General features: G+C 63.1%; 18 protein-coding genes and 1 riboswitch. Of the genes, 12 read left to right on the forward strand and 6 right to left on the reverse strand.

The features are described 5' to 3' along the window. Positions 1-75 precede the first annotated feature (75 nt). From VKP01_RS07635 to VKP01_RS07645, 3 genes are read right to left on the reverse strand one after another with little or no spacing between them, the layout of a single operon-like run. Entirely contained in the window at positions 76-1,344 is a 1,269-nt protein-coding gene (locus VKP01_RS07635; RefSeq protein ID WP_324411559.1) for a TRAP transporter large permease, read from the reverse strand. Beyond that, entirely contained in the window at positions 1,341-1,925 is a 585-nt protein-coding gene (locus tag VKP01_RS07640; RefSeq protein ID WP_324411560.1) for a TRAP transporter small permease, read from the reverse strand. The genes VKP01_RS07635 and VKP01_RS07640 overlap by 4 nt, the downstream gene beginning before the upstream one ends. Before the next feature lie 58 nt (positions 1,926-1,983). Next, positions 1,984-2,985: a TRAP transporter substrate-binding protein gene (locus VKP01_RS07645; protein ID WP_324411561.1), complete on the reverse strand. Its 1,002-nt coding sequence runs from the start codon at positions 2,983-2,985 to the stop codon at positions 1,984-1,986. A gap of 375 nt (positions 2,986-3,360) precedes the next feature. Between VKP01_RS07645 and VKP01_RS07650 the strand changes: the two genes are divergently transcribed. After that, positions 3,361-4,176 (forward strand): ferredoxin--NADP reductase, encoded by an 816-nt coding sequence (locus VKP01_RS07650; RefSeq protein ID WP_324411562.1) that lies wholly within the window; start codon positions 3,361-3,363, stop codon positions 4,174-4,176. A gap of 6 nt (positions 4,177-4,182) precedes the next feature. On the opposite strand, the gene fliG is transcribed toward VKP01_RS07650, so the two are convergent. Then, the gene (fliG, locus tag VKP01_RS07655) at positions 4,183-5,241 is read right to left on the reverse strand and encodes a flagellar motor switch protein FliG (protein WP_324411574.1); all 1,059 of its coding nucleotides are present in this window, start codon (positions 5,239-5,241) and stop codon (positions 4,183-4,185) included. Positions 5,242-5,539: 298 nt separating this feature from the next. Here fliG and VKP01_RS07660 point away from each other — a divergent pair, with 298 nt between their 5' ends. After that, complete coding sequence (locus VKP01_RS07660; RefSeq protein ID WP_324411563.1) at positions 5,540-6,901, forward strand: flagellar hook-basal body complex protein; 1,362 nt, start codon at positions 5,540-5,542, stop codon at positions 6,899-6,901. 31 nt (positions 6,902-6,932) lie between these two features. On the opposite strand, the gene pdxY is transcribed toward VKP01_RS07660, so the two are convergent. Then, positions 6,933-7,781 carry a pyridoxal kinase PdxY gene (gene pdxY / locus VKP01_RS07665; RefSeq protein ID WP_324411564.1) on the reverse strand — a complete coding sequence of 283 codons (849 nt, stop codon included), beginning with the start codon at positions 7,779-7,781 and terminating at the stop codon, positions 6,933-6,935. A gap of 164 nt (positions 7,782-7,945) precedes the next feature. Here pdxY and VKP01_RS07670 point away from each other — a divergent pair, with 164 nt between their 5' ends. Then, positions 7,946-8,563: a DUF1214 domain-containing protein gene (locus tag VKP01_RS07670; RefSeq protein WP_324411565.1), complete on the forward strand. Its 618-nt coding sequence runs from the start codon at positions 7,946-7,948 to the stop codon at positions 8,561-8,563. After that, on the forward strand, positions 8,560-9,180 hold the full coding sequence (locus VKP01_RS07675) for a hypothetical protein (RefSeq protein ID WP_324411566.1): 621 nt from the start codon (positions 8,560-8,562) through the stop codon (positions 9,178-9,180). Before VKP01_RS07670 ends, VKP01_RS07675 begins: the two co-directional genes overlap by 4 nt. A 3-nt stretch (positions 9,181-9,183) precedes the next feature. On the opposite strand, the gene VKP01_RS07680 is transcribed toward VKP01_RS07675, so the two are convergent. Further along, positions 9,184-9,930 (reverse strand): glucose 1-dehydrogenase, encoded by a 747-nt coding sequence (locus VKP01_RS07680; RefSeq protein ID WP_324411567.1) that lies wholly within the window; start codon positions 9,928-9,930, stop codon positions 9,184-9,186. A 348-nt stretch (positions 9,931-10,278) separates the two neighbouring features. Here VKP01_RS07680 and ccoN point away from each other — a divergent pair, with 348 nt between their 5' ends. From ccoN to VKP01_RS07720, 8 genes are all read left to right on the forward strand, one after another. Then, complete coding sequence (ccoN, locus tag VKP01_RS07685) at positions 10,279-11,949, forward strand: cytochrome-c oxidase, cbb3-type subunit I (protein WP_414706546.1); 1,671 nt, start codon at positions 10,279-10,281, stop codon at positions 11,947-11,949. 12 nt (positions 11,950-11,961) lie between these two features. After that, complete coding sequence (gene ccoO / locus VKP01_RS07690) at positions 11,962-12,699, forward strand: cytochrome-c oxidase, cbb3-type subunit II (RefSeq protein WP_324411568.1); 738 nt, start codon at positions 11,962-11,964, stop codon at positions 12,697-12,699. Between the two features lie 15 nt (positions 12,700-12,714). Further along, complete coding sequence (locus tag VKP01_RS07695; RefSeq protein WP_074445411.1) at positions 12,715-12,867, forward strand: cbb3-type cytochrome c oxidase subunit 3; 153 nt, start codon at positions 12,715-12,717, stop codon at positions 12,865-12,867. A 4-nt stretch (positions 12,868-12,871) separates the two neighbouring features. Further along, on the forward strand, positions 12,872-13,753 hold the full coding sequence (ccoP, locus tag VKP01_RS07700; RefSeq protein ID WP_324411569.1) for a cytochrome-c oxidase, cbb3-type subunit III: 882 nt from the start codon (positions 12,872-12,874) through the stop codon (positions 13,751-13,753). 241 nt (positions 13,754-13,994) lie between these two features. Beyond that, a complete protein-coding gene (locus VKP01_RS07705; RefSeq protein WP_324411570.1) occupies positions 13,995-14,621 on the forward strand; it encodes a 50S ribosomal protein L25/general stress protein Ctc in 627 nt (208 codons plus the stop codon). Positions 14,622-14,707: 86 nt separating this feature from the next. Next, positions 14,708-15,310, forward strand: coding sequence for an aminoacyl-tRNA hydrolase (gene pth, locus VKP01_RS07710; RefSeq protein ID WP_324411571.1), 603 nt, complete (start codon positions 14,708-14,710; stop codon positions 15,308-15,310). Between the two features lie 53 nt (positions 15,311-15,363). Then, positions 15,364-16,461, forward strand: coding sequence for a redox-regulated ATPase YchF (ychF, locus tag VKP01_RS07715; RefSeq protein WP_324411572.1), 1,098 nt, complete (start codon positions 15,364-15,366; stop codon positions 16,459-16,461). A 107-nt stretch (positions 16,462-16,568) separates the two neighbouring features. Next, a riboswitch (TPP riboswitch) is annotated at positions 16,569-16,673 on the forward strand. Then, positions 16,663-17,502, forward strand: a complete 840-nt coding sequence (locus VKP01_RS07720; protein ID WP_324411573.1) for a hydroxyethylthiazole kinase — start codon at positions 16,663-16,665, stop codon at positions 17,500-17,502. Its footprint overlaps the riboswitch before it by 11 nt. Positions 17,503-17,543: the final 41 nt, after the last annotated feature.

Consider the following 17,543-nt stretch of genomic DNA (forward strand, 5'->3'; position numbering starts at 1 on the left):
ATCCCCTGACAACAGGATGCCACGCAGCCGCGTTCCAGGAAAGTGGCTGAGTTGAAGGGGCCGAGATCAAGAGACTCACAGCAGCGCCAGCGAGAACCACGGCACCAGAGCCAGTACGATCAGTGCGATACAGGCGACGAGGAAGAACGGTAGCGCCATGCGAAAGACGGCGAAGGCGCTGACATTGGTCACGCTCGCCGCGACATAGAGCCCAATCCCGACGGGCGGCGTCAGAAGGCCGAGGATCAGATTGATCGACACGACAACGCCGAAATGCAGCGGGTCGATGCCATAGATACCGGTCGCGATCGGCAGGAGGATCGGCACGACCATGATCAACCCGGGTATCCCGTCGATCACCGTCCCGACGATCAGGAGCATGACGAGAACCAGCAGCATGAAGGCCGTTGGCGTCGTCGCCACGTCCTGGATCCAGATCGCCGCCGTCTGCGGCACCTGCCCAAAGATCAGCACCCAGGAGAAGACCCCCGCCGCCGCCACGAGGAAGAGCACGAGCGCCGTGTTCAGCCCGGTACGCAGGAGGATCGCCGGAAAATCGGAGAGTTTGAGGGTGCGCGTGTAGTACAACCCGATCAGCGTCGCGACGAGCGCCCCGATCGCAGCGCTCTCCGTCGGCGAGGCGATTCCGGCAAGAATGGTGCCGACGATGACGGCGGGAATGGCGAGCATGGGAAGCGCGCGCAGAAGCGCCCTGCCGCGCTCACCCCAGCTCAGGCGTTCGCCACGCGGATAATTGTAGCGCAATCCCATCAGCGCGACGGTGCCCAGAAACAACCCCGTCATCAGCAGGCCGGGCAGGATGCCGGCGATGAGCATGTCACGCACCGCGACCTGGGCCAGCACAGCATAAACCACAAAAACGATGGAGGGCGGGATGATCGGACCGAGCAGGCCGCCGAAAGCTGTCACCCCGACAGCGAAGGCGCGGTCATAGCCCGCGCGCTGCATTTCCGGCGCCATCACCTGGCTCATCATGGCGATCTGCGCCGTGGCCGAGCCGAGGATCGAGGCGACGAACATGTTCGCCAGAAGGTTCACATAGGCAAGCCCCCCGCGCACCGCCCCGATGAAGGCGGCAGCAAGCCGCACGAGGCGCGTGGTGATCCCGGCCCCGTTCATGATCTCCCCGATCAGGATAAAGAGCGGGATCGCCAGCAGACCGAAATTGTCGAGACTCGAGAACAATTTGAGCGGATAGGATTCGAGCAGCACGGCATTGCCGCTCGCCAGGATATACGCGAAGGCGGCCAGACACAGGACGAGGCCGATCGGCACGCCGATGACGAGCAGCGCGATGAAGACGAGCGGCGTGATCCCGGTCATGCCGCCCCCTCCCCGTTCGCATCGGCGGCGGGCGGTTCGGTCGGCGGCGCGATCATACCAGCATCTTCGGCGAGATTGGTCGCGGCATGGGCCAGCGCGGTAAGCGCGAACCAGGGCATGACGAGGAAGAGATACGCCGATGGCAGGCCCATCACCGGCGTCGTCTCGGTATAGATGAAGTTGAACGTCGCGCCCTCGAATCGGCGTATGTCGAAACCGGCTGCGGCGAGCCCGACCGGATCGAACCAGAGCCAGCACATCCAGAGCAGTAGCCCTGCGAAGACGATCGCGGTGAGCGCGATCAGGATACGCAGGAGCCGCACGACGCGCTCGGGCAGGATCTCATGCAGCAGCGTCACGCTGGGCGCGGTGCGCAGGCGCAGCATCAGCGACGCGCCGACGAAACCGGCCATGATCATGGCGTAGACGGCGAGTTCATCCGCCCATGCGATGGTGAAGCCCATGCTGCGCGCAGCGACATTGGCCAGGACGAGCAGCGTGATGGCGGCGATCAGCGCTGTCAGCAGCACCCGGTCGATCGCCGCGAACAAGCGCGAGACCTTGCGGATCGCCTCGAACATGACCGCGCCCCGCACGATGCCACTCACACCGTCGCCGGGAGCGGGTTACCCCCGCCCATCAGAAACCCGCCACGAGTTCACGCAGACGCGCGACATAGGGCGTACGCTCGGCCCATTCGGCATCCCAACGTTCGACGATATCGCCGAAGAAATCCGGCCCCACATCCTCGGTGATGGTCAGCCCCTCGGCCTCGCGAAGGCGGGCGAGCTTTTCATCCTCCTCTTCCACGAAACGGTCGATGGTGCGGTCGCAATGCAGCTGCACCGCCTCGCGCAGGATTTCCTGATCCTCCGACGACAGGCGCGCCCAGACGCGGCCCGAGATCAGCGCGACCATGCCGAACATGTGATGGTTGGTGACCATCATGTTGGGCGCGTGCTCGTAATAGCGGAAATTGATGATCGATTCGAAATCCATGTCGATCGCATCGATCTGCGCATTGGCGAGCGAATCATAGACCTGCGTCAGAGGCATCGGCGCCGGCGCCGCGTCGAGCATTTCGAAGAAGCTGCGGATCGGCGGCGCGGGGGTAATGCGAAAACGCATCCCCGACAGGTCCGACACATCATCGATGGGATTGCGCGTCATCAGCTGGCGCATGCCCGTCATGGCATAGCAGACGCCGACCGTGCCGGTGGCTGAAGGCAGCGTATCGAGCATTTCACGCGCAACGTCGCTGCGCAGCACCTTCGCCGCATCCGCGATATTCTCGACGAGGAAGGGCGCGTGCAGGGCCGAGATATCGGGCGCCCGCGTCGTCACTTCCGCCGTGGTGAGCCAGGCCATGTCAAGCGCGCCGGTCTGCAATTGCTGCAGCATGGTGCTCTCGTTGCCCAGCTGGCCCGACGGGTAGATCGACAGGCTGAAGCGCCCGTCGGACAATTCGGCGAGCGTCTCGCCGAGCGCAGCAGCTTCCTGATTCCAGACATGCGCCGGCGGCGTGATCAGCCCGATGCGGAATTCGCGCTCCTGTGCATGCGCGGATGTCAGGCCGGACGGTGCGGCGAGGATCAGACCGAGGGCGGCGAAGAGTGAGAAGGCGTTGGTCTTCCGGATCACGATATTCGGGCTCCCGTTGCGAGCGGTGATGGCCGATACAGCCGAGTTGGCGCGCAGACGTCTTGCACGCAAGGGCGATGTTCGCGCAATGGATTACATGACCACCGGCGCTGACGCCATCCCCTAAAGCGGATCGCAGCACCGGACAAGCAGAAATACCCATCCTGAATTGCGGTATTGGACTGCCTTGCGCCGCCGTTGGCGTTTCGCGCTAAACAGGCGATCCATGCGGAGACGCCCGTATTCTTCGATTCGGCCATGGCACTATCCTGTCGCCATACCTCGCGCGCATGGGTGAAAGGCATGTGGCACTGTTTACGCACGCGTCAGGGATGCTAAGTAGAAGCAGCGCGATATGAGGCGAAGGAGAGCGTGATGGATCAGGCGGTACCGGCGAGCGCCAATACGGAATTCCCGATCCCGGCCAATACCCATGCCGAGACGGTGACCCTGGTCGAGCATTATACCGACCGGCTGTTTCGCTTCCGCATCACACGTCCGGCCAGCCTGCGCTTCCGCTCGGGCGAGTTCGTCATGATCGGCCTGCCCAATGCCGAGCGCCCCGTGTTTCGCGCCTATTCCATTGCCAGCCCCTCCTGGGATGACGAGCTGGAATTCTTCTCGATCAAGGTGCCGGACGGCCCACTGACCGAACATCTGCAGAAGATCAAGGTCGGCGACACCGTCCTGATGAAGAAGAAGCCCACTGGTACCCTTGTGCTGGATGCGCTGCTTCCCGGCAAGCGTGTCTACATGCTCTCGACGGGCACCGGCATCGCCCCCTTCGCCAGTCTGATCCGCGATCCGGAGACCTACGAGAAGTTCGAGGAGGTCATCCTTACCCATACCACCCGGGAAATCGCGGAATTGCGCTACGGCGAGGATCTCGTCGCGGCGATCAAGGAGGATCCGCTCGTCTCGGAATTCGCCACCGGGCGCCTGCGCCACTGGACCAGCGTGACCCGCGAGCCCTATGAACGCGAACAGCGCATCACCACCGCAATCGAAAACGACTCCTTCTTCGCGGATCTGGGTGTCGCCCCCTTCGATCCCGCACATGACCGCGTCATGATCTGTGGTTCGATGGAAATGATCGCCGATTGCAAGGCCCTGTGCGAGAAGGCCGGCTTGACAGAGGGCTCGAATGCCCGCCCGGGCGAATACGTGGTCGAGCGGGCCTTCGTCGGCTGAGCCGAGTCAATAGACCAGTTCGTCGTCGGCGTTGTTCTTGGAGATCATGATCTCGCCGGAATCAGCCAGTTCCTTCGCCTTGTTGACCATCGCGAGCTGTGCCTCGTCAACCTCCTTGAGGCGGATGGGTCCGAGGCCGTCCATCTCGTCCTGGAGGTTCTTGGCCGCGCGCTGGGACATATTGGAGAAGAAGGAGGCGCGCACCTGCTCCGGTGCGCCCTTGAGCGCCCGCGAAAGCACATCACGCTCGACGGAGCGGATCAATGTCTGCATGCCGCCGGCATCGAGCTTGGTCAGATCCTCGAAGGTGAACATCAGTTCGCGGATACGCTTGGCCGCCTCACGGTTGACGTCGTCGAGCGCCGAGAGGAAGCGGGTTTCGGTCTGGCGATCGAAAGCGTTGAAGACCTCTGCCATGGTCTCGTGGGCGTCACGCCGCGAGGTCTGGGCGACGGCGCCGACGAATTCGAGCCGCAACGTCTCCTCGATATGGTGCAGTGCTTCCTTTTGGACGACCTCAAGCTTGAGCATGCGATTGACCACGTCCATGGCGAATTCATCGGGCAGCATCGTGAGCACCCGCGCCGCGTGATCGGGGCGCACGCGTGAAAGCACCACGGCGACGGTCTGCGGGTATTCGTTGCGCAGGTAGTTCGCAAGGATCTCCGCATCGATCTGCGACAACCGCGTCCAGATCCGCTTCCCGGAGGTGTTGTAGATCTCTGCCATGATGGTGGCCACCTGATCAGCCGGAAACACCTTCATCAGAAGCTGCTCGGTGCGCTCGACCGAGCCGGACACACTGGAGTTCGAGACGCGATGGATGAAATCCACGATCAGGCGGTCGACCGTGCTAGCATCCACGGTACCCAACTGCACCATGGCATGCGAGACCGTGCGCACCTCTTCCTCGTCGAGCATGGCCCATATGGTGCGACCGTGTTCCTCGCCCAGCATGAGGAGAAACAATGCAGCGCGCTGCGGACCCGTCAGCGACTCGAATTCGGCGCTGTCGTCGATCCCGTCCGAGGGCTTTTCGGTTTCGGTGAGAGCGGTTGCTGCCATGGCCTTGCGTGTTTCCAGCACGGTGTCGATTCGATGGCATTAATCAAAGCGCAATCTGCGTTAATGAAGCCTTAAGATCGGCGCGCCAGGCAGAAATGGCCCGGCAAAATCTGCCGTCCGCCCGGCAGGAATGGCGCCCGCTGGGGCACTCACACGCCGATAACGGTACGGTGCCACATCACCGGATCCCCCCAAGCCTTTGAGACAATAACAGTTTTCAATAGATTTTCAGGCTCCGGGACACTGGCACGCCGGTTGCTGATCCATCGGCAACATCGCTGTATGTCAGGAGTGAGTTATGGGTATCTTCGGGGCTCTTCAAACCGCCGTTGCGGGATTGCGTTCGCAATCCTACGCCATGGAGAATATTTCGGGAAACGTCGCCAACTCCCAGACCGTCGGCTACAAGCGCATGGATACCAGCTTCGTCGATCTCGTGATCGACAGCCCGCGCGAGCAGGCGATTGCGGGTTCGGTGCGCGCCCAATCCGCCCAGGCAATCAGCCTGCAGGGTGATATTCTGCCTACGGGCAAGAATACAAACATCGCGATCAACGGCTCGGGTTTCATCTCGGTCAGTCAGATCTCCGGTTTCCGGGACGGCCAGCCGGTGTTCAGCGAGAACAACCTGTTCACACGCCGCGGCGACTTTCAGCTCGACAAGGACGGCTATCTGGTCAACGGCGCAGGCATGTATCTGCGTGGCGACTCGATCAACCTCGAAGGCCTGATTACCAGCACAAACGGCATTCTGCGCATCACGGACACGACCGTGCCGGCCAGCGCTTCGGAGCAGGTGGAATATTCCGCCGTGCTGCCATCGACAGCGGGGACGAACTACTACAACGCTAACAACATCGATACGATCGCCGACAACGCGGCGACCGGCGCGCCGTTCAATGCCGGGACATGGCCAAACATTCAGGCCAATGAATCCTCGAACTTCCTTTCACGCACGATCAGCGGGGGCTCGGTCGTGGTCTACAACGAGGCTGGTGCGCCCATCGATCTGCAGTTGCGCTGGGGCAAGCTCGCCGATGATGAATGGGCCTTGTTCTACCAAAACGACGCCTCAGCGACGGGCGCCACTCCAATGTGGACGCGGCTCGGCGCCGCGCCGGTCGAGTTCCAGACCAATGGCACGCTGGACCCGGGCTCCCCGTCCAGCTACACGATCGCAACCGGTACGACGGTCAACGGACAGGCCCTGTCAGAACCCCTCAACATCAACTTCGGTACAGAGGGCCTGCGCCAGTTCGCCGTACCGAACAATCTGATCCAGGGTCTCGAACTCAGCCAGGACGGTTACCCGGCCGGCGTGCTGCAGGATATCTCGATCTCGAGCGACGGACGCATCTCCGGCATTTACTCGAACGGCCAGTCCTTTGCCATCGCGCGCGTCGCCGTGGCACAGTTTGCGGCACCAAACATGCTGAAGCCGCGCGACGGCGGCACATTCGAGCAGACCATCGACTCGGGTCAACCGACCTTCTCGCCGGAGGGCGCGCGCATCATCGGCGGTGCGGTGGAGCAGTCCAACGCCGATATCGCCGAGGAATTCAGCAAGATGATCGTCACGCAGCAGGCCTATCAGGCCAATACGCGCGTGGTGACCACGTCGCAGCAATTGATGGAAGCCACCATCAACATGGTGCGCTGATCGTCCCGCCAGGGCCCGGCTGACGTCACGCTCAGACGGGCTCTACGCGGAATTTTTGTGACGGCGCGACGAATTCGTCCTGCGCCGCCACGGTCAGGATTTCCCGAGAACCTGCCGCCTCCGTGCGATGGAGCAGCCCGTAGATCGATGCCGCAGCCTGGGCCAGAGCCGCATCGGCACGGCGTGTTCGCAGGTAATGCACGAAGAACAGCGCCGAAATCGCATCCCCCGCCCCGTTCACCGAGACCGTCAGTTTGGGCGTGCGCACCCGCCAATACGCTCCGCCCTCCCCGGCCAGCATGTCGATCGCATCGGGCGGCGTGTCATCCGTATGGAGCGACGTGACGAGCACGACGCGTGGCCCCAGCGCATGAATACGCGTGACAGCCTGCTTCGCTGCGGCGAGGGTGGGCGTCGCCATTCCGGAGAGATACTCGAGCTCGAACTGGTTGGGCGTGATCAGATCCGCTGCGGGCACGGCATGATCGCGCATGAATTCCGGGATACCCGGCCTCACGAAGACGCCACGCCCCACATCGCCGATCACCGGATCGCAGGCGTAAAGCGTTGCCGGATTCGCCTCGCGCACGCGGTTGACCGTCGAGAGGATCGCGTTGCCGATATCGGACGAGCCCATATAGCCCGACAGCACCCCGTCGCAGCGCCCGAGAACACCGCGCGCGGCGATGCCATCGACCAGTTCCTCGATCGCCGGTCCGTCGAAGACGCGTCCCGTCCAGTCGCCGTAACCGGTATGGTTGGAAAATTGCACGGTATGGATAGGCCAGACCTCACAGCCGAGCCGCTGCATCGGGAAAACCGCAGAGGCGTTACCGACATGCCCGTAAGCGACATGCGACTGGATTGACAGGATGTTCATCGCGCATCAGCTCCGTCTTTGCCGCGCCCTGCTTCGGGGTTAGCGGCCCGCGCGGGAGCTGGCAAGTCCGCGCCCCAATGCGGCCTTTCGGATCGCAATGCCTTGAACAGCCCCGGTCGTCGGGTTAACCCTTTGATCCCTTTATCCCTGCACGGGCCGGATTGATGCGCCGGAGCATCCGCGAATTCATATCTTCCGTCTATACGATTCTGCTCGTCGCCTATGCGGTTGCGGGCGGCGCGGCGCTCGGCCTCTACAGCGCCTATCGCGTGGTCGAAAGCGAGTTCGCCTTCGGCGTGCAGCAGGCCGGGCCGTGGCAGGTCCACCCGCAGATCGGTACACGCGAGATCGATCCCTATACCCGCGCGAGTCTCGCCCGCAGCGCGGATATTCCCCTTGCCGCCGGCGAAGGCCTGACCTTTCGTGCCAACACGGATTCGCTTGACCGTCCGCTACGCAGTGATTGCGTCTACAGCATCACCGGCACCACACCATCCGCACGCTTCTGGAGCCTGACGCTGCAGGATGCGAGCGGTCGCCTGCCTGATGGCTGGCAGAACGAACGGTTCGCGACCACATCGGTGCGCATCACGCGCCCCGAAGACGGCGCATTGCGCATTGCGATCTCTCCGCAGCCCCAGGCTGGCAACTGGCTGCGCCCCCCCGATGGCGGCGGCTTCAGCATCGCCTTGCGCTTGTATGATACTCCGGCGAGCGGCACGCTGACCCGCTTCACTGCGCAGATGCTGCCCGAAATCACGCGCCTGGAATGTACGGAATGAGCATCATTGGTCGTTTCGCCTTTGCAACCCTCTGCGCCTTGGTCCTCGCTTCGATCGCGCATGTCGGCGCGATCCTGCTGCTACCCTTCGTCTCGCAGCAGGACGCGCTCTCGCGGCTCCAACCGGTGCGGGAGGACGGTGAAGCGGTCTTGCTCTCGGGCCCGGAAACGCGCGGCTGGTCGACGCATCACGACCCGGCAACCGCGCTTTCCGCCTGCGCCTATGATCTGGGCGAGGCGCCTCTGCGGGTGACTTTCGGCATGGGCGCGCATTTTCAGTCGGTGTCGTTCCACAGCCGGGGTACCGGCGTCTATTTCACGCTCACCGACCGCGCCGTCGAAGACGCCGAGATGGACGTTCTGATCATGACGCCGGAACAGCGCTTCGAAGACGAGGCCCGGCGCGCCACATCGGCAGATGCAGAAGACGGGGCGCCAACCGTCAGCGCGCAGGACCCGCTTGCAGGGGGCATACGGGTCACGGCCCCCGAGCCCCAGGGCTTCGTAGCCTTTCGCGTTCTCGCTCCCCTGCCCGGCCTCGCGGAAACGGCCACGGAGCGTGCCCTGTCTGCACGCTGCACCCCGTTTCCATTCACCGATACGCATACGGCGCCCTGAGTGTCAGATACAGCGTCCGCCATCGACCTCGAGCACGGTACCGGTGACCATCTCGGCCTCGTCCGAGCACAGGAACAGCGCGGCATTGGCGATATCGCGCGGCGTCGAGAGGCGGCCCAGCGGCACCGTCGCGACAAAGGCGGCGCGCTTTTCCGGCGTATCCTCGCCCATGAAGGTCGCGAGAAGCGGCGTCTCGCCTGCGACGGGGGCGAGCGCGTTGACGCGGATACGGTCCGGCGCGAGCTCGACGGCCATGGATTTCGACAGCAGGTTCACCGCGCCTTTCGAAGCATTGTACCAGGTCAGGCCGGGGCGCGGGCGGATGCCGGCAGTGGAGCCGATATTGAGGATGTTGCCGCCACCTTCCGCGCGCATCAGCGGAACGATTGCGTGGGTCATGTTGTAGATGGATTTCACGTTGACGGCGAAGACGCGGTCGAATTCGTCCTCCGTCACATCCAGCATCGGCTTGTTGTGGTGGCTGATACCGGCATTATTGACCACAATGTCGATGTGCCCGAAGCTCTCCATCACGGCGTCGACGGCGCGTTTGACATCGGCGAAATCGGCCACGTCGCAGCGCAGCGCCACGGCATTGCCGCCGATCTGGCCCGCAGCGGCGATCGCGCCCTCTTCGTCGAGATCGAGCAGCGCGACCCGCGCCCCCTCGCGCGCGAAGAGCTCCGCGATCCCGAAGCCGAAGCCGCGCGCAGCGCCGGTGACGATGGCAGTCTTGTCGATCAGTCTCATTAAGGCATCCTCCCGTTATTTGCCGCGCATTGTGGCGCCGCAGGCACGCGCGGTCCACAGGCAGGTGACCAACGGCGCGTGTGCGGGTTTGGGCAGGGGGGCGTGAGTCGGATTTCAGGCTTCACGGCGGCAAGCACACGATCCCGAACCAGACACCATGGAAGAGTGCATGTCTTCATTCCACTCATCCGTTGCACGCATGCGACATCCCCGCCCCTGCGACACATCCGCCGCCACATTGTTGACAAAGATCAAGGCGGCGGGGTGCCATCCCTGCTGAAACTGCCGCGAGCGCCCGAATCTCGTCGGGCGGAGCCAATTACCGGCAAACAGTTCAGGGGATTGAAGATGGCCTCAATCGGCGCGTCACCGGTCGGATCCGGCAAGCGCATGACCATCGGTGAAGGTGGCACGGCGGTCGCGATGGCGGCTTTGGCGCTGTTCTCCATCATCGTGGCGGCGAATGCGTGGGAAGCGGAATATGCTTTCCATGCCTATCTTTTCGCAGCGGCGAGCATCGCTTCCGTATTCGCGATCATCAACCGTTACTATGATCGCCCTGCGGAACCGGTTCCGCAGGAAATCGACGGCAAGCCCAACTACAACATGGGCCCCGTGAAATTCGGCGTGGTGGCGGCGATGTTCTGGGGCATCGCGGGCTTTCTCGTGGGCGTGGTCATTGCCTTCCAGCTCGCCTATCCGGCGCTGAACTTCGATCTTCCCTGGACGAATTTCGGGCGCATGCGCCCGCTGCACACCTCGGCGGTGATCTTCGCCTTCGGCGGCAACGTGCTGATCGCGACGGCGCTCTACGTCGTGCAGCGCACATCGCGGGCGCGCCTCGCCGGTGACATTTCACCCTGGTTCGTGGTGCTGGGCTACAACTTCTTCATTCTGATCGCCGGCACGGGCTACCTGCTCGGCATTACCCAGTCGAAGGAATATGCCGAGCCGGAATGGTACGCGGACCTGTTCCTGACGGTGGTCTGGGTCGCCTTCTTCCTCGTCTTCATGGCGACGCTGTGGAAGCGCAAGGAGCCGCATATCTATGTGGCGAACTGGTTCTTCCTCGCCTTCATCGTGACGATCGCGGTGCTGCATCTGGGCAACAACGCCACGGTGCCGGTCTCGATCTTCTCCTACAAGTCCTATATCGCCTGGGCGGGCGTGCAGGATGCGATGGTGCAATGGTGGTACGGCCATAACGCGGTCGGCTTCTTCCTGACAGCCGGCTTCCTCGCGATCATGTACTACTTCGTGCCCAAGCGGGCCGATCGCCCGGTCTATTCCTACCGGCTGTCAATCATCCACTTCTGGGCCCTGATCTTCCTCTATATCTGGGCGGGCCCGCACCACCTGCACTATACCGCCCTGCCCGACTGGGCGCAGACACTGGGCATGGTCTTCTCCATCATGCTCTGGATGCCCTCCTGGGGTGGCATGATCAACGGCCTGATGACACTGTCAGGCGCCTGGGACAAGCTGCGCACGGACCCCGTGCTGCGCATGATGGTCGTCTCCGTGGCCTTCTACGGCATGTCGACCTTCGAAGGTCCGATGATGTCGATCAAGGTGGTCAACTCGCTCTCGCACTATACCGACTGGACCGTCGGCCACGTGCATTCGGGTGCGCTGGGCTGGGTCGCCTACATTTCCTTCGGCGCCATCTACTGCCTGGTTCCCTGGCTGTGGAAGCGTGAGGGGCTTTACTCGCTCAAGCTGGTCAACTGGCACTTCTGGATCTCGACGCTGGGTATCGTGCTCTACATCACCTCGATGTGGGTTGCCGGGATCATGCAGGGCCTGATGTGGCGCGCCTATACCAGCCTCGGCTTCCTCGAATATTCCTTCATCGAGACCTCGGACGCGATGCATCCCTACTACGTGATCCGCGCACTCGGCGGCGTGCTCTTCCTCGCGGGCGCCCTGATCATGGTCTACAACCTCATCATGACCGTCCGGACCGTGCGGCCCGTGGAAGCGGCCCAGTCGCGTCCCGCGCTTGCGGCGGCAGAATAAGGGGGCGGAGATATGTCACTCTGGAACAAACACGCAATATTCGAGAAGAACTCCGGTATCCTGGTGGCGGGCATCGTGGTCGCCATCTCCATCGGGGGCATCGTCGAGATCGTGCCGCTCTTCTATCTGAAGAACACGATCGAGAAGGTGGAGGGCATGCGGCCCTATTCCCCGCTCGAACTGGCCGGGCGCGACATCTATGTCCGTGAGGGTTGCTACAACTGTCACAGCCAGATGGTGCGCCCCCTGCGCGACGAGGTGGAGCGCTACGGGCATTACTCGCTGGCGGCCGAGTCCATGTATGACCGGCCCTTCCAGTGGGGTTCGAAGCGCACAGGGCCGGATCTTGCCCGCGTCGGCGGCAAGTATTCCGACGAATGGCATGTACGCCACCTGATCGATCCGCGCTCGGTCGTGCCCGAATCGATCATGCCGGGCTACCCGTTCCTGTTCGAGACGCCGCTCGACTATTCCAATATCGAGCGCAATCTGCGGGTACAGGCAGCATTGGGTGTGCCCTATGATGAAGAAATGATCGTGAACGCGCGTTTCGACGTCGATATCCAGGGTACGAACGATGATCCGGACATGTTCGATTTCCTGGAGCGCTATCCCAAGGCGCAGGTGCGCAGTTTCTCGGGACGCACCGATGGCGTGATCACCGAGGGCGACGCGCTTGTCGCCTACCTGCAAATGCTGGGGACGCTGGTCGATTTCGAGCAGTACGACAACCAGACCAACATCCGCTGAGAAAGGAGCGCAAGCATGGAAACCTATACCTTTCTCGCCAACATCGCGCAGACCTGGGGCTTCGCGGCCTTCGTGATCGGATTCCTTCTGGCCATCGTCTACGCGCTTCTGCCTTCCAAACGCGACACGTTCGACCGGGCATCGCGTATTCCGCTGGATGAGGATTGATCCCATGGCCTCGCAAGATCACAAGAAAGATGTCGACAAGGTCACGGGCGTCTCGACCACCGGCCATGAATGGGACGGTATCAAGGAACTGAACAACCCCTTGCCGCGCTGGTGGCTGTGGGTTTTCTACGCCTCGATCGCCTTCGCCGTGCTGTACATGTTCGCCTATCCCGCCATTCCCCTGATCAGCTCGTCGACGACGGGTCTGCTCGGCTGGCATTCGCGCGCTGCCGTGGTTACGGATCTCGAGGCGCTCAACGAAACTCGGGGTTCGAATTTCGCGGCAATCCGGGAAGCCGAGCTCGACGAGATCATGGCGGATGCGCAGATGGCGAGCTTCGCCCAGGCCTACGGAGCTGCAGCTTTCGGCGACAACTGCGCCGGCTGTCACGGTGCGGGCGGCGGCGGTGGTCCGGGCTACCCCAATCTGCTGGATGACGACTGGCTCTGGGGTGGCGCGCTCGACGATATCCATCAGACGGTGGCCTTCGGCATTCGCTCGACTCATGACGAGACGCGCTTCGGTGCAATGCCGGCTTTCGTGCGCGACGGTATCCTCGATCGCGACGAAGCCTGGGCCGCGACGGATTATGTCCGCGACATGGCAGGCCTGCCGGTCGCCGACAGCACCGATCTCGCTTTCGGCGAAGAGGTCTATGTGGCCAACTGCGCCGCCTGCCATGGCGAAGGCGGGGAAGGCATGCGGGCGCTGGGAGCGCCGAATCTCGTCAACGGGATCTGGCTCTACGGCTCGGATCGCGAAACGATCTATGAGGGCGTCGTCAACGGACGCGGGGCCATGATGCCGCATTTCGGTGAGCGTCTCGACGACGTGACGATCAAGTCGCTCACCGTCTACGTTCACGCGCTGGGCGGCGGCGAGTAAGCACCGGCCCGAACGGTCAGTGAGACGCGCCCGGGAGTGATTCCGGGCGCGTTGTCGTGTGTGCAGCCCCGCGAGAGCCAAGATGCAGCCGGCGCAAACGCTTTAAAGGTTGCTCTCGCACGGTTTGCGCCGTATAAGCCCATCGCGCTCGTCGACACCCTTGGAGGCGTGAGCGCGGAAAGGCCGGGGCCGCGATGCGGCCCTTTCGTCTTTCATGACATCTTATCGAAGGACCACGACCATGAGTGATATGAAGAAGCTCTCGGCTGTGGCGCGCGATCGGGTCGGCAAGGGGGCCGCCCGAGCCATTCGCCGCCAGGGCTATGTACCCGCCGTCGTCTACGGTGTAGGCCAGCCCCCCAAGGCCATTGCGATCCAGTTCAAGGAAGCCCAGAAGCTCATCTATGATGGCGGCTTCATGACGACGATGTTCGAGATCGACATCGAGGGTGACAAGGAGCGCGTGATCCCGCGCGACTACCAGCTTGAGCCCGTCAAGGACATGCCGATCCACATCGATTTCTTCCGCGTTGCCAAAGGGCAGGTGGTCGCTGTCGAGGTCCCGGTGCACTTCCTCAATCAGGAAACCTGCGTCGGCATCAAGCGCGGCGGCACGCTCAATGTCGTGCGTCACACGGTCGAGCTCAATGTTCCCGCCGATGCGATCCCCGATGCCATCGAGATCGATATCCAGAATCTGGAAATGGGCGATACGCTCCACATCTCGGCGGTAACGCTGCCAAAGGGCTGCTCGCCGGTGATCGATGATCGCGATTTCACCATCGCTACCATCGCCACCCCGGCCGGCTTCAAGGAAGAAGCCGAAGAGGGTGAAGCCGAAGGCGGTGAAGAAGAGGGCAAGGAATAATCCTCGCACTTTTGAGAAAACTGTTCGGCTGGGGCGCTCCGGTTTCACGACCGGAGCGCTTCGCTGGCAGCGAGGGAGCGGGACCGATGCGTCTCCTCGTCGGCCTTGGCAATCCCGGGGCGCGCTATGCGGATAACCGCCATAATGTCGGCTTCATGGTGATCGACGAGATCGCCCGGGCCGCGCGTGCGGCACCGTGGCGGCGCAAATTCCAGGGCGAGGTCACGGAGGCAACGCTTGACGGCGAGCGCGTGCTGCTGCTCAAGCCACAGACCTACATGAACGAATCCGGGCGTGCCGTCTCCGAGGCGCAGCGCTTCTACAAGATCGCGCTCGAAGACATCGTCGTCTTCCATGACGAGCTCGACCTCGCGCCCGCCAAATTGCGGGTGAAGAAGGGTGGCGGCAATGCCGGGCATAACGGGCTGCGCTCGATCACCGCGCAATGCGGCAATGAGTACCGCCGCGTGCGGCTCGGCATCGGCCATCCCGGCGACAAGAAAGCCGTGCATGCCTATGTGCTGAGCGATTTCGCCAAGGCGGAACAGCCCTGGGTGGAAGATCTCGCCCGCGCCTGCGCCGATCATGCCGGCTTGCTGGCGCGCGGAGAGGACGCGGCCTTCCAGAACAAGCTGCATATCGCCATGGCCGATCGCGGCTGGGGCGGCAAGGATGATAAAAGGGATTGAAGTGAGACGGCCGGCCGGGCCCGATCCGTTCCCGTCAGATGAGGTAAGACAAGATGGGCTTCCGCATGGGCATTGTCGGGCTGCCGAATGTCGGCAAATCGACACTCTTCAACGCGCTGACACAGACGGCTGCCGCACAGGCGGCGAATTACCCGTTTTGCACCATCGAGCCGAATGTCGGCGATGTGGCAGTTCCGGATGAGCGCCTCGACAAGCTTGCTGCGATTGGCAAATCAGCGCAGGCGCTCCCTACCCGCCTGACCTTCGTCGATATTGCCGGCCTGGTGCGCGGCGCCTCGCGCGGCGAAGGGCTCGGCAACCAGTTCCTCGCCAATATCCGCGAGGTCGATGCAATCGCCCATGTGGTGCGCTGCTTCGAGGATGGCGACGTCACCCATGTCGACGGCAAGATCGACCCGATCGCCGATATCGAGACGATCGAGACCGAGCTGATGCTGGCCGATCTCGACAGCCTGGAGAAACGCGCCACGGCGCTGGAGAAGAAGGTCAGGGGCGGCGACAAGGAAGGCAAACTCAGCCTCGATCTGATGAATCGCGCGCTGGTATTGCTGCGCGAAGGCAAGCCTGCGCGGCTGGTCGAGGTCGCCGATGATGAGGAAAAGGCCTTCCGCATGCTCGGCCTGCTCAGCGCCAAGCCGGTTCTCTATGTGTGCAATGTCGAGGAAGAATCGGCTGATCAGGGCAATGCCTTCTCGCAGAAGGTGATGGAGCACGCGCAGGCCGAGGGCGCGCAGGCCGTTGTCGTCTCTGCCAAGATCGAAAGCGAGATCGCGGTGATGCCGGAAGAGGAGCAGCGCGACTACCTCGAAGCCGTCGGCCTCTCGGAGCCCGGCCTCAACCGCGTCATCCGCGCCGGTTACAGGCTGCTGGGGCTCGTCACCTATTTCACTGTCGGCCCCAAGGAAGCCCGCGCCTGGACCATCACCGCCGGCACCCGTGCGCCGCAGGCGGCAGGCGTGATTCATACCGATTTCGAGAAGGGCTTCATCCGCGCCGAGACCATCGCCTATGTCGATTACGTGGCGCTCGACGGCGAGAGCGGCGCGCGCGAGGCAGGCAAGCTGCGGCTGGAAGGCAAGGAATACATCGTCAAGGATGGCGACGTCCTGCATTTCCGCTTCAATCTCTGAGCGGATTGCCCCAATCACGCAGCGTGCGTCGCCGCATTGCGGCACAAGGAATTGCCGCCCTGCCCTTGCGTCGGATGATGCAAGAGCTTAACTATGATGAAACAGACACAATCTCCATGGGGTGCCCCGTCCGGGGGCTGAGAGGCGCGGCGCGCCAACCCATCGAACCTGATCCGGGTCATGCCGGCGGAGGGATGAGAGATGGCCGATACGACCTTCTCCAAGACATATGAAGACGATTCCCTTACCGCCCCTTCCCGGCGCGACGATGGAATAGCGGATGCCGCCAACCTCGCTCCGGCAAGTGCGGCATTGCTGGCGCGCATCACTGCACAATCCACCCGCGTTCATGCCATCACCAATGCTGCCGCCCAGGTCTTCACCGCAAACCTGCTGCTCGCTGCCGGCGCGATCCCCTCGCTGACCCATGCACGCGACGAGGTCGAGCCCTTCACGAAGCGCGCCGATGCGCTCCTGGTGAATCTCGGAACCCTTGATGAAGAACGCAAGATCGCCATCCCCCGTGCCATGGCCGCTGCACGCGAGGCCGGGCGACCGATCGTGCTCGATCCCGTCTTCGTCGATCGCTCCCCGCCCCGCCTCGCCTTCGCCCGCGAACTCCTTGCCGCGCAACCCGCGATCCTGCGCTGCAACGCTACCGAATTCGAGGCGCTGACGGACGGGCAGGCGGATCCGGATACGCTGCGCGACGAGGCCGCCCGGCGCGGCTGTGTCATCGCACTGACGGGTGCAACCGATTTTGTCACTGATGGCGAGCGGTTCTTCGAGATCCGTAACGGCCACCCGCTGATGGCGCGCATCACGGCCATGGGCTGCGCCGGCACCGCACTGATCGCGGCTTTCGCGAGCCGCGAGGCGGATACACTCGTTGCGGCCGCCTCGGCGCTGCTCGCCCTCGGCATTGCCGGCGAGATCGCAGGCAGCCGCGCTGCGGGGCCGGGCAGCTTCCAGCCCGCCTTCCTCGATGCGCTCTACGCGCTCGGTGGCGCAACCGTCGGACAATCAGCGAGAACAGCATGAACCCGGTCGATATCAGGCTCTACGGCATTCTCGGACCGCAG

The organism is Saliniramus sp., assembly GCF_035311605.1.
Taxonomy (GTDB): Bacteria; Pseudomonadota; Alphaproteobacteria; order Rhizobiales; family Beijerinckiaceae; genus Saliniramus.